Below are 12,938 nucleotides of genomic sequence, written 5' to 3' on the forward strand. Positions count from 1 at the left end.
CTTGACTATTAACTTCTAGCTTTTGAGCGTTGACGGCGATATTGCCAATACCAGTCATACCATTGCTTGGCGCTATGAATTGCAAACCAAAGAAGGACAAAAGTGATTAATCCTCCAGGCCAAGGAGCATTAAAGGCAAATAGTACTAAAACAACGCATAAAAAATCTTGTAGAAAGACTGCCCACAATGGTAAGCCACGTAAGCGATAAAACCAACCAACTTGCACCAGTTGAAATACCAAAGCCAACAAACCACCAATACAAGCCATTAGCCAATTTGGGGCAGATGTTGTGGAAGATACTGCTAACCCCATAATTGCGCCCACAATGGGGGACAATAATAACTCAAATATTTGTAGTACTCTCTGCCCCAAACGCTTTTTAGAAGCAAATAGCTCGAGCAAAGACCAAATGCTAAAGAAGCCTAGCAACACTGATGGCGAAATGTGAGCCAAAAGCGGAACTTTTGACCACAATTGACCTCCGTGCAACAATCCGATAATCAGTAAGGGTATACCAATTCTGATTCCTGCAGCCGCCGAAGCAGAAAGTGTGGCTAGGATATCAATCATTAGTGCATTCAATGTGCTACTAAATAGTTTTATAGTTATTAATTGTACTTGTGAAAAAATTAATCAACAGTTAGAGCTTCAATAATTTCAGTATACTGTCTATATAATATTTTACAAAAAATCTATCCGTTTTGGGGGCTAGGGACTGGGAAAAAGCAAGAGAGCAGTGGAAGCAGGGGAGAAAGAGGAAATACATATGCCCCATGCCCAATGCCCCATGCCCCATGCCCAATTTTTAAATCCCTAACCGTTGGTAAACCTGTTCTAAATGACGCAGGTGTTGTTGGGGGTCAAAACAAAACTCAATTTCTGCTGGCGATAACTTTTGAGTTACACGTGGGTCTTTGGTAATTAAATCGTGGAAATTGCCTTCCGGCTTGTTCCAAGCGGTATGAGCATTTTCTTGCACGATCGCATAGGCTTCTTCCCGGCTAGCTCCTTTTTCTACTAAAGCTAGTAGCACTTTTTGGCTAAATACTACACCGCCATAGCAGTTGAGATTTCTTTGCATATTCTCGGGATATACCAGCAGGTTGGTTACCAATTCAGTAATTTCTACCAGCATAAAATGGGTCAAAATACAAGCATCTGGCAAAATTACCCGTTCTACAGAACTGTGCGAAATATCTCGTTCATGCCAAAGGGCGATATCTTCTAAAGCCGCACCTGCATGACTTCTGACTAACCGCGCCATCCCTGTTAGCCGTTCGGAACGAATGGGATTACGTTTGTGCGGCATAGCTGAAGAACCTTTTTGGCCTTTGGCGAAAAATTCTTCAACTTCGAGAACGTCTGTTTTTTGCAGATTGCGAATTTCGACAGCAAAGCGTTCAATAGATGCGGCAACTAAAGCTAATTGCTGCACATAATCGGCGTGGATATCGCGGGAAATGACTTGTGTGGAAGCAGTATCAGGTTTCAGTCCCAGTTTTTGGCAGGCGATCGCTTCTACACGTGGTTCAATATTGGCATAGGTTCCCACAGCACCAGAAATTTTACCCACAGCAATTGTTTTGCGGAGAGTTTGCAATCTTTCTTGGTGTCGCAATACCTCTGCTAGCCACCCAGCTAACTTAAATCCAAAAGTGATGGGTTCAGCATGAATGCCATGAGAACGCCCAATCATCACCGTATTACGATGTTCTTTTGCCTTTTTACGAATCGCCTGAATTAAATCTTCGAGACGCTGTAAAATTACATCTAAACTAGCTATCAATTGCAATGCTAAAGCTGTATCTAGCACATCAGAACTAGTTAAACCCAGGTGAATATAACGCCCAGCATCACCAACATATTCATTGACATTTGTTAAAAAGGCGATGACATCGTGGCGGACTTCAGCTTCAATTTCTAGCACCCGCTTTGGGTCAAAATTCGCCTTTGCTTTAATCTCTTCAACTGCCTGAGATGGGATGTAACCAAGTTCAGCCTGTGCCTCACAAACAGCTATTTCTACTTGCAACCAAGTTTTCAGTTTATAGGCTTCACTCCAAAGATTACCCATTTCGGGCAAAGTATAACGCTCAATCACAGTCCGCCACAGAATACAACCGTCATATTTTACATTTTTATTAGGGCAGATCGCTTTTTGTTTTAGATTCTTGGTTAGCTAGAGAACTAGTTTTAGAGTCGGATGTAATGACACTAATGCTACCGTCGGCTTCCATATAAGCCAACTTGACATCTGTTAAAAATTCTACACTTTGTTGGCGGAGCTTACTCATTAACTCGTCCTCTGTAATCAGTTCTCGTTCTAAATGCCGATGAATAATCCGACCATTTTTTACCAATAACAGTGGAGGCGGATTGAGAAAACGCTGAAACTCTGGAAGTTTGTAACCTAACCAATTAAGTAAATAGCTCCAAAAAATTACGGTTCCTACTAGAATGGCTCCCTCAGTAATAGACGTGTAATTACTGGCCATTGCATTTTGAGCAGCTTCCGCGAATAAGACAACTACTAATAAATCGGTAATTCCTAGAGTTCCCATTTGTCGGCTAGGAAGCAAGCGTAAAACTGAGAACAAAGCCAGATAGACTAATGAGCCACGGATAATTAATTCCAAAATACTGATGCTAGGAACAAAGATTGCTTGCCAATCAACAAAAAAGAATTTTTCCATGATTGCTAATTTTCTTATAGTTTGATAGATGCAATACACTTGCGGGGCATTTAAAATTCAAAATTAATTACCCTACAGGTTTGTATTAAAGCTGCGATTATGCTTGCCTTTAATAGTCGTGCCAACCTAAGTATTAATAGGATTTCACGTTTTTGCTAGTTACCTTATCTTTTGTAATATCAACAATAATTTTGAATATATTTATTAATGGTTTTACCAGAAACATCATTTACGAAATAAAAAAATCATTACCATGTTTTAGTAGGAAATACTATAAGAATCATATTTGTTTTTTTAAATTAGTACAGTTTAATTTATTCTTCTCTGCTCGCTATTCCCTATTATCTTACTACAGAAATAATTTCAGAAATTAAAGTAAATTTCTATAGTATTATTGATAATTGATTGTCAGAGCTTGACTTAATATACAGTAATTCTAGATAGGTCATGAACCAAAAATTATAATAGCGAAGTGTGTTAGGAGAGGCGATCGCAGGGAAGGATCTTGCTGACACCTACAGGAGGTAGACTTCAGCTAGCCATACATAGGGTCTTGTAGACAGTAAACGCATGAGGTAGAGGGTAGTAAAAGTGTCAAGGTTTAGGAACACAAAAATTATCCTGAAAGCTTTTTATTTAATTTCTTCGATGTAGTATATAAAAGCTGATCTATGCATAAACTGTAGCTCTTTAGTGAAAAGATAAGAATCTTTTTAATTGCATATTACTTGTGTTAATAGAAGCCATTGGCGTGAGATTCTAGATAAAGTCAACACGTCACAGGAGTTTAAACAGACATGGAACAAAATCGGAAGTCAACGGTTGTGATTACGGGTGCTTCTTCCGGGGTTGGGTTATACACTGCAAAAGCGATGGCTAACAAAGGCTGGCACGTTGTGATGGCTTGTCGAAATTTAGCCAAGGCGGAAGAAGCTGCTCAATCGGTAGGAATACCTAGGGACAGCCACACCATTATGCATCTCGATCTAGGTTCCTTGGACAGCGTCCGACAGTTTGTGAGCAACTTTAGGGCTAGTGGCAAAACTCTAGACGCTTTGTTGTGCAATGCGGCAATTTATATGCCCCTAATCAAAGAACCGTTGCGTAGTCCTGAAGGTTATGAATTGACAATGACCACTAATCATCTTGGTCATTTTCTGCTGTGTAACCTCATGCTTGAGGATATGAAAAATTCACCATATCGCGATCGCAGATTGGTGATTTTGGGAACAGTAACGCACAACCCTGACGAATTGGGTGGAAAAATTCCCCCACGTCCCGACTTAGGAAATCTGGAAGGTTTTTCAGCTGGGTTTAAAGCGCCAATCTCGATGATTGACGGTAAGAAATTTGAACCCGTGAAAGCTTACAAAGACAGTAAAGTTTGTAACGTGCTAACCATGCGGGAACTGCATCGCCGTTATCACGATTCAACTGGTATTACCTTCAGTTCTTTATATCCAGGATGTGTGGCAGAAACTCCACTGTTCCGTAACCATTACCCCTTGTTCCAAAAAATCTTCCCATTGTTCCAGAAGTACATTACTGGGGGATATGTATCTCAGGAATTGTCTGGTGAAAGGGTAGCGGCGGTAATAGCTGATCCGGAATACAAGCAATCTGGTGCTTACTGGAGTTGGGGAAATCGTCAAAAGAAAGAAGGTAAATCATTTGTGCAAAGAGTTTCTCCCCAAGCACGTGATGATGAAAAAGCAGAACGCCTGTGGGATTTAAGCGAGAAGTTAGTAGGATTAGCTTAATTCTCCAGTCAGTAGTTGTGCAAAATTAAATTCATGCATAGAGGGAACAGGGAACAGGGGAGAGAAAAAAAGAGCATTTAATAATTCTGTTTAGGTATTTATTAAGGATGGGGCATTGGGCATGGGGCATTGGGCATGGGGCATTGGGCATGGTTGATTTAATCAGAATTTCTCTCCTTGTCCCCTTGTCTCCCTACCCTCTGCCTCTCTGCATTACGAAAGGGGTTGCAGCAATTGCGCGACAGCCTGAATTAACATTTCTGGTTGCACAGGTTTGGAGATATGCAGATGAAATCCGGCGGCTAGGGCTTGTTGCTGGTTGATTTCTCCGGCATAAGCGGTGAGGGCGATCGCGGGAATGGTTCCTCCCTGTTCTGGTGACCATTCTCTGATTTGCCGAATTAGGGAATAACCATCCATTTCTGGCATACCAATGTCGCACAGTAGTAAATTGGGGGTAGACTGCTTTAACAGCGTCAAGGCTTGTAGTGCAGAAGCGGCGGTTGTTACTTGTGCCCCTGATTGTGTAAGGATAAATTCTGCTAAATCCCGCATATCTGCATCATCATCGACAACCAAGATGTTAATACCTGTGAGGTCGGTGAAACTTTCAGACGCACCATCATCATGAGATAGCTGCGGCTCGACAATATTTAAAGGTAGTAGCACTGTGAAGGTTGCGCCTAAATTCTGTCCGGGGCTGCTGGCTTGAACGGTGCCACCATGTAGTTCGGTAAAATGGCGGACGATCGCTAGTCCTAATCCTAGTCCCCCAAATTGTCTTGTGGTTGTGCCATCTTCTTGACGGAAGTATTCAAATACAAAGGGTATAAACTCGGGTTTGATGCCAATTCCTGTGTCTTTAACTTGAATTTGGGCATACATTCCCACTTGGTCTAGTTTTACTTCAATTTTTCCTGCGGCTGGGGTGAATTTTACGGCATTAGAAACCAAGTTCCAGAGAATTTGTTGTAGACGATTGGCATCGCCTGTAACGGTGCCGGCAACTGGGTTGATTGTGGTTTGAATTTCGATGCTTTTGGCTTGGGCTGCCAGTTGTACCGTTTCTAGGGCGGCTGTGATGGTGCTAGCTAAATTAACTGGCGCAACGTTTAAGGTCATTTTTCCTTGGAGGATGCGGGAGACATCCAACAAATCCTCAATTAATTGCGCTTGCAATTTAGCGTTGCGTTCGATGGTTGCTAAAGCTTGATCGGTTTTTTTAGCATCTAGCCGCTGACTGCGGAGAATTCTTGTCCAGCCAAGAATAGGATTAAGGGGCGATCGCAATTCGTGAGAAAGTACCGCGAGAAATTCGTCTTTAATGCGGTTGGCAGCTTCGGCTTTGGCGCGATCGCTTTGAGCTAATTGATATAACTGAGCATTATCGATGGCTAGAGAAGCACGACGCGCTAATTCTTCTGCTAATTCTAAATCGCTTTGAGTATAGCTTCGCCCAGATTCGGCACTCACAAAAGAAATTACACCTAAAATGCGGGCTTGAGTGCGTAATGGCACTGTCATTACCGATTTAAACCCAACAGAGCGCAGAATTTCTAAATGTTCTGAGTCATGGGCTGATTGCACAATTAATTCATCAGGAATATCTGCTACAATATCGGACTGCCCTGTACGTAACGTTAAAGCAGCGCCACGAGGATTATTAGGGTTAAAAGGATATTTATTATTGTTTTGGTTTGCCCATTCTAATTTTGCGGGGTCGCTGTGAGCTACGGCAATTTGCTCAATAGCACCATCTGCTGCAACAATGTGGACTGTACACCAATCTGCCAACTCGGGTGTTGCTAGCTGTGCTACTTGGTCTAAGGTGGTTTGATAATCGAGGGAAGAAGCTAAAACTGCACTGGCTTCTGCGAGAAATCTTTGGGCACGCTCTAAACGGACTTGCTCTGTAACATCGATAACATAGGCTAAAACATCTTCTAACTGACCCTGTGAGTTGATTGTGGGTAGATAGTAAAGATTGTAGTAACCGGGGGAGCGATCGCTACGGCTGGGAGCATTGACAGCAAAGTTATTGGCAACAAAGGGTTTACCTGTTGTGTAAATTTCTGAGAACAGCGCAACTATATTGGGGTCTATTTCACCAAAAAGTTCAGTAACCGAATGCCCTAAGTGTTGTTCGCGGGTTAAGCCGTTGATTTGGGCTAATGCTTCGTTGATGGCAACAAATCGTTGTTGAGCATCTAACAGCGCCATACCCACTGGAGCAGTATCAAAAATAGTTTCTAATTGGCGCTTAATCGCTTCAGCTTGAGTACGGGCAATGCGTTCGCGTTCTAGCAATAGTTCTCTTTCTTGTTCAGCCTGCTTGCGTTCTGTGATGTCAATGAGAACGCCAATCATTTGTATCGGTTGCCCTTGGGCATTGTATAAAAATCTGCCCCTAGCTTCTGTCCAATGAATAGAGCCATTTTCCCACAGCGTGCGGTATTCATGATGATATTCAGTTTTATTGAGCATAGCTTGTTGCAGCGCTAATTCTGTGTGCCCTAAGTCATCGGGGTGGACGCTGTTAGCCCAAAGTTCATAGCTGGGTGGGTACTCATTTGCTTGGAGTCCCATGATGTTGTAATGACTATCTGACCAGGTGAGGGTATTGATTTGCATATCCCAGTCCCAGGTGCCCATGCGTCCCACCATTAACGCTAGTTGTAGGCGAGTTTTGCTGTGTCGCAGTTCTTCTTCTGCCCGCGATCGCTCTACCGCTAGCCAGGTTTTTTGGGCAATTCGCTCCATGACTATGACATCGTCTTCTGTCCACTGGCGGGGGGTGATATGGTGTAAAACAAATAGGGCGACAAATCTTCCTTCCTTCACCAAGGGTACGCACAGAAAAGATTTGGTTTGGATGGCATCAAAAGCTACCGCCCCATATCCAGCAGTCCGCGGATCGGTATCGACATTATTTACAAAGATGGTTTTGCCCTGTTTGAGTTCAGCAATGATTTCTACACCAAAGGAATTCATGTAGTGACTACCAGCGATGCTGATCACCCCATTGCAATAGTCGCGATCAATAATTACGTATTCTTGGGTAGCATCAATCTCACCATAGGTACAGCGGCTAACTTGGAAATGTTGCCCCGTAGTGCGAACAACCTCCCACATAATTTCTTTGGAGTCTTGAATGGCGCGAATCGTGTCATTCAATTCAATTAAGAATTGCTGCTGTTTTTCTTTGTGCTGTAACTCTTGTAGCAATTGTTCAATTTGTTGCCTGGCTCGTACTTGGGTTGTAACGTCAATTCCATGCAGCAAAACCCCCTGAATTGTCCCTTCCGCATCCCGTAAAGCTGGAAAAACGCAATTAAAAAATGCTTCTTCTAAGACACCATCACCGTTGTTATCCCAATAAACAGGTGACTCATCTTCAATGAAAGGTTCCCCAGTTTGGTAAACCCAATCAAGCTGTGCAAAATAAATCTGTCCTTCTGTTTCTGGTAAAACTTCCCGAATTGATTTACCGATAATATCTGGAGTGCGTCCAGTCAGGCGCAAATAGGTGGGATTAGCAAATTCAAATATATGTTCTGCACCCCTCACGATCGCAATCATTGCAGGTAACTGCATGAGGATTTCATACAAGCGTTTGCGCTCGGTTTCTGCTTCTAACCTGGCAGCTTGTTCTCTCTCAAACAAGCGATCGCGTTCGGCTTCAATTTGTTTGTGTTCTGTGATATCAACTGAAACACCAGTCATTCTTACTCTTTGCCCAGTTGCATCGAGATAAACTCGTCCTTGGCTTTTGAGCCAGTGCGTAGCACCATTGGGAGCAATCACCCGATAGTCTTGGTTATAGTCAAATTCTCCCGCGATCGCTCTTCGCACTGATTCTATTACCTGTTGGCGATCGTCTGGATGAATCAGAGCAAAAAACTCGGCTGCTGTTCCTACTTGAATTCCCCAAACTGAGAGCGCATTAAAAGAACAAATCACTTGATTGGTAATTAAATCCATGTCCCAAGCCACCATTTGCGCCGAAGACAAAGCTAGCTCTAACCTTTCTTCCGTCTGCCGCAAATTTTCTTCAATTTGCTTGCGTTGTGTGACATCTTGAAAGATGACAACAGCAGCAACTATTTGATTTTGCTGATTGAGAATAGGAGCAGAATTGACATTAATTACAATTTGGCTGCCATCACTGTAATGCAAATATATTTCTTCATTAGCAATCACTTCACCTGTGAGGAGCGATCGCATTAGTGGATAATCGTTAGCCCCGTAGCGTCTGCCATCACCGTTAAAGCCGATAAAAGGAGTAATAGATTCATATTGTTCAATTTCTAGCGATGGTTCGTAACTATAACCAAGAATTTGCTTTGCTTGGTCGTTAGACAAAGCTAACTTCCCTGCAGCATCTGCTATGAGCACCCCGGCTGGCATTTGCCGTAAAACCGCTTCCAACCGGCTGCGTTCAATTTCTAATTCGTTCAGCAACCTTTCACGCTCGGTTTCAGCTTGTTTGCGCTCTGTGATATCACGAAAATACACTGCCAAACCATAAGCTGAAGGATAAGCATTCACTTCTAACCAACACTGAAGAGGCTCTCCAAATTCTTCCCATGAAACAGGGATTTGCTCTGTCATGGCTCGATGTAGGTTTTGGTAAGCTATGCTACCTACAAGGCTAGGAAAGATTTCTGTCCAAACGTTCTTGCCAAGTAGGTTTTCTGGGTTTCTGTGCAGAATTTTAACTGCTGCTCTATTTACGTAGGTATAGCACCAATTTTTATCAAAGGCGACAAAAGCATCTGTAATATTTTCGAGGATGAGAGATACTGAGTGCTCATTAGCTTGGGAATCGGGAGTATTGGCGAGTTGATTTTCCAGCTCTTGCTTTTGACGTTGCAAAAGTGCGATCGCTTCTTGCTGCTCAACAATCTTGGCTTCTAACACAGCTTGCTCCGTAGGGGAGGGATTCTGCCCAAAACTGCGAGCCATTTGTTCAATTACTTCCGAGCGAGAAATCCCTTGCTGGTGAGCCTCTTCATCCAGCGATCGCCAAGCCGTACTGGTAAGAGATATGCTAAATCGTTGTTTCTTTTCTGAATCCCAATTACTAACAAATCTACCAGTAATATCGCGCTTCATGAATTATTAATCCGTATGCATACACGGTTTCTTATATTGAATCTGACTAACACCCTCATCAGGATCTCCCTTCAGACTGAGGTTTGATTGTCAAAAGTCAAGGGTTGTAGAGACGCGATTAATCGCGTCTGTATTCAAGGGAGAGACGCGATTAATCACGTCTGTACAAGAAAGCTGTTTGGATATTTGACATTTGACGCTGAACGGCTTTTGATATTGTGAAGCTATGTAGTAATACGAATTACACAACAAATAGATAACAGATTTTCATGCCCCATGCCCAATGCCCAATGCCCATTTTCAAGTTAAAAATTAGAAAATGAACCAAGAATCAGGAGAATGTTGGAAAGTCCAGCATCGGTTTGTGGAAATGCGCTCAGATTGGCTAACTGTGATTGGCGAACATCTGCAAGACAATTGCGGACAAACTTTGGAATACTGGCGCGTAGAAAAAGCCGATTCTGTGGTCATTTTACCGATTCAGTCTCATCAAATAATTCTGCCACCCCCAAGTTACAGACCTGGATTAAGCAAACTCACCCTGGATTTTCCTGGTGGACGTTTACCCTCTGGAAAATCCCCTGATGTTGCAGTACCAGCTATTCTGCAAAGAGAACTAGGAGTTGAAGCTACAGCCATCAGCCAACTCATAGCCTTGAATAGTGAAGGTTGGCCTGTGAATAGTTCTTTTTCTAATCAAAAACTTTACGGCTTTGTCGCCCATCTTGAACCTACTCCCCCAATTAAGGCTAATTATCTAGGCGCAACCTATCCCGCAACTTCCGCAGGTGTACATGATTTACTCCAAAGTCTCATCTGTCTTCAATGTCGTGCTGTGCTGATGCAGTGGTGGTTAGAGTTAGGGACTTCCAAGTAAATAAATATTCCATCGCTTTTGAACTTTTGAGCCTTAAAGGTGCAACTTTCAGGTTCAAAACCGCAACTTTCCGATTGAAAACCGCAACTTTCAGGTTCAAAACCGCAACTTTCAGGTTCAAAACCGCAACTTTCAGGTTCAAAACCGCAACTTCCAGCTTCCAAGCCACAATCGTCAGCCTCCAAACCGTAACTTCCAGCTTCCAAGCCACAATCGTCAGCCTCCAAACCACAACTTCCAGGTTCAAAACCTCAACGTTCAGCTTCCAATCCTCAACTTCCAGGTTCAAAACCTCAATCGTCAGCCTCAAAACCTCAACTTCCAGCTTCCAAACCGCAATCGTCAGCCTCAAAACCTCAACGTTCAACTTCCAAACCTCAACTTCCAGCTTCCAAACCTCAATCCCCAGTCCCTAATCTCCAATCCCCAGTCCCCAATCCCCAATACAATTTAAAATAAACGCGATCGCACCCACATCATAGATAATGCAAATTACCAACAGTCTTCATACCGCCATTCTCGTTACTGACTTAGAACGCTCGGAATTCTTTTATGGCAAAGTATTAGGACTAGCTAAAATTGATCGCTCTCTGAAATACCCTGGCGCATGGTATCAAGTCGGTAACTATCAAATTCACTTGATCGCCGCGCCATCTTCCCCCACAGATAACCAAAATGAAAAATGGGGACGTAACCCCCATGTGGCGTTTTCTGTTGCAGACTTAGAAATCGCTAAACAAGAATTACTCGCTCAGAATTACCCTATCCAAGCCAGCGCCTCTGGTCGTCCTGCTGTTTTCACCCAAGATCCAGACGGGAATATTATCGAGTTGAGTCAGCAGTGAGGGGAGGGACAGGGGGGAAAGGGGAATTACCAATTACCAATTACCAATTACCAATTACCAATTACCAAATGACAAATGACAAATGACAAATGACAAATGAAAATCATCGCCTACAGCTACACCGATCCTTTGTTAGAAAATCCTCCTGATATTGATAGTTGGGGATGGGAAGTTGATCGGGTTTATCATGATTTGGGAGGGCGATTGCAATTACAACAATTAATCAAAGATTGCCAAACTGAAACTGAAAGTTATCTGTTGATCCGGCGTTTGGAAGAGTTGGGTGATACGGTAAAGGAAGTAAGCGATCGCCTCAACGAACTGGAAGCTATGGGGGTTGTGGTGATCGCTATTGAACAACCTTACACTTCCAAAAAAGGTAATCTCCGCGCTCAATTGTTGACTTTGTTACAGGAAATTCAACGTCAGCAACGTAGCCGTCGTATCCGCCAAGGACACGCCCGTAAGCGTTTGGATACTGCACCACCACCGGGGAAACCTCCTTACGGTTACAAAAAAAGTAAAGATAAATACACGATTGATAGAAGCACTTCTCCAGTTGTTAAGGATTTTTTTGAACAATTTTTGCTCTATGGTTCTTTGCGGGGAGCAGTTCGCTATTTAGCTAAAAAATACGGTAAGAAAATCTCGGTAACTACAGGGAAACGCTGGTTAACTAATCCGGTTTATCGGGGGAACACAGCTTATCAAGATGGCGAAATTATCTCTAATACCCACGTTCCCATTATTTCCCCAGAAGAAGCAGCCCAAATTGACAGGCTTTTACGTCGTAACAGTCGTTTACCATCTCGCACAGCTAGCGCGCCACGTTCTTTAGCTGGGTTGGTGATTTGTGGTGAATGTCAATCTCACATGACTGTCACCCGCGTTACCCAACGTCGCCAAAACAAAGAGTATCTTTATTTACGTCCAATTAGCTGTGCTAAAAATCCTAAGTGTAAGGCTTTGGCTTATGATGCAGTTTTAGATAATACGATTGCCAAAGTTTGCCAAGAATTACCCCAAGCAGTAGCAGGGTTAAACTTTCCCCAGTTGGATGCAATTAAAAATAGTTTAGGAGATGCGATCGCTCGTCAACAAGAAATACTCACTCAGTTACCTGCTTTAGTAGAATCTGGAGTATTAGATACAGAAACAGCAAAGTTACGCGCCTACATACTCCGCACCGAAATCTCTGCACTGCAAGCTAAGTTAGCTACTCTTCCACCAGTAAACTTACGTTCAGTAGCTCAAGCTGTTTCCATTCCTCAATTTTGGTACGATTTATCGGAAGCAGAACGCAGATTTTATTTAAGAGAATTTATTAGCCGCATTGAACTGATTCGTCAAGATGCACAATGGAGTTTGCAAATTATTCTGATTTTTTAATTAGTAATTATCAATTAAATTATTAAACAACTTTAAATAACTATAAACTTGTTTTGTCTGAGTATTTTTTACACCCAGATTAGGCAATTACAAAAATAATACAATGCCCAAAATATTGGCAACACATCTATTATCTATGTGAGCACATCTCTGTATACTCATAATCTGATATTTAGCTAATTACCAGTGGGAAATTACGGATTTATCATGAATACCATTTTCATTTTGTAATTAAATTAGCTATTTTTGAGTTTTGG

General features: G+C 42.5%; 9 protein-coding genes. 4 read left to right on the plus strand and 5 right to left on the minus strand.

The window, feature by feature from the left end; all coding sequences use genetic code 11:
* Window positions 1-8 precede the first annotated feature (8 nt).
* The 3 genes from AACU25_RS01585 to AACU25_RS01595 all read right to left on the minus strand — a co-directional run bounded on the left by AACU25_RS01585 (window position 9) and on the right by AACU25_RS01595 (window position 2,695).
* Entirely contained in the window at window positions 9-572 is a 564-nt protein-coding gene (locus tag AACU25_RS01585) for a DUF4126 domain-containing protein (RefSeq protein WP_096573612.1), read from the minus strand.
* A gap of 235 nt (window positions 573-807) precedes the next feature.
* Window positions 808-2,103, minus strand: a complete 1,296-nt coding sequence (gene purB, locus AACU25_RS01590) for an adenylosuccinate lyase (RefSeq protein ID WP_096573613.1) — start codon at window positions 2,101-2,103, stop codon at window positions 808-810.
* A 40-nt stretch (window positions 2,104-2,143) separates the two neighbouring features.
* Complete coding sequence (locus AACU25_RS01595) at window positions 2,144-2,695, minus strand: DUF421 domain-containing protein (RefSeq protein WP_096573614.1); 552 nt, start codon at window positions 2,693-2,695, stop codon at window positions 2,144-2,146.
* Window positions 2,696-3,492: 797 nt separating this feature from the next.
* Between AACU25_RS01595 and AACU25_RS01600 the strand changes: the two genes are divergently transcribed.
* Window positions 3,493-4,455: a protochlorophyllide reductase gene (locus tag AACU25_RS01600; RefSeq protein ID WP_096573615.1), complete on the plus strand. Its 963-nt coding sequence runs from the start codon at window positions 3,493-3,495 to the stop codon at window positions 4,453-4,455.
* 213 nt (window positions 4,456-4,668) lie between these two features.
* Here AACU25_RS01600 and AACU25_RS01605 read toward each other — a convergent pair whose 3' ends face one another.
* On the minus strand, window positions 4,669-9,570 hold the full coding sequence (locus AACU25_RS01605) for a PAS domain S-box protein (RefSeq protein ID WP_096573616.1): 4,902 nt from the start codon (window positions 9,568-9,570) through the stop codon (window positions 4,669-4,671).
* A 319-nt stretch (window positions 9,571-9,889) separates the two neighbouring features.
* Between AACU25_RS01605 and AACU25_RS01610 the strand changes: the two genes are divergently transcribed.
* Entirely contained in the window at window positions 9,890-10,447 is a 558-nt protein-coding gene (locus AACU25_RS01610; RefSeq protein WP_096573617.1) for an NUDIX hydrolase, read from the plus strand.
* On the opposite strand, the gene AACU25_RS01615 is transcribed toward AACU25_RS01610, so the two are convergent.
* Window positions 10,383-10,814 (minus strand): hypothetical protein, encoded by a 432-nt coding sequence (locus AACU25_RS01615; RefSeq protein WP_096716298.1) that lies wholly within the window; start codon window positions 10,812-10,814, stop codon window positions 10,383-10,385. The genes AACU25_RS01610 and AACU25_RS01615 overlap by 65 nt on opposite strands.
* 118 nt (window positions 10,815-10,932) lie before the next feature.
* Between AACU25_RS01615 and AACU25_RS01620 the strand changes: the two genes are divergently transcribed.
* A complete protein-coding gene (locus AACU25_RS01620; protein ID WP_096573618.1) occupies window positions 10,933-11,292 on the plus strand; it encodes a VOC family protein in 360 nt (119 codons plus the stop codon).
* 96 nt (window positions 11,293-11,388) lie between these two features.
* The gene (locus AACU25_RS01625) at window positions 11,389-12,681 is read left to right on the plus strand and encodes a recombinase family protein (protein WP_096573619.1); all 1,293 of its coding nucleotides are present in this window, start codon (window positions 11,389-11,391) and stop codon (window positions 12,679-12,681) included.
* The last annotated feature ends 257 nt before the right edge of the window (window positions 12,682-12,938 follow it).

Origin of the sequence: Tolypothrix tenuis PCC 7101 (assembly GCF_963874875.1) — a bacterium.
Taxonomy (GTDB): Bacteria; Cyanobacteriota; Cyanobacteriia; order Cyanobacteriales; family Nostocaceae; genus Aulosira; species Aulosira tenue.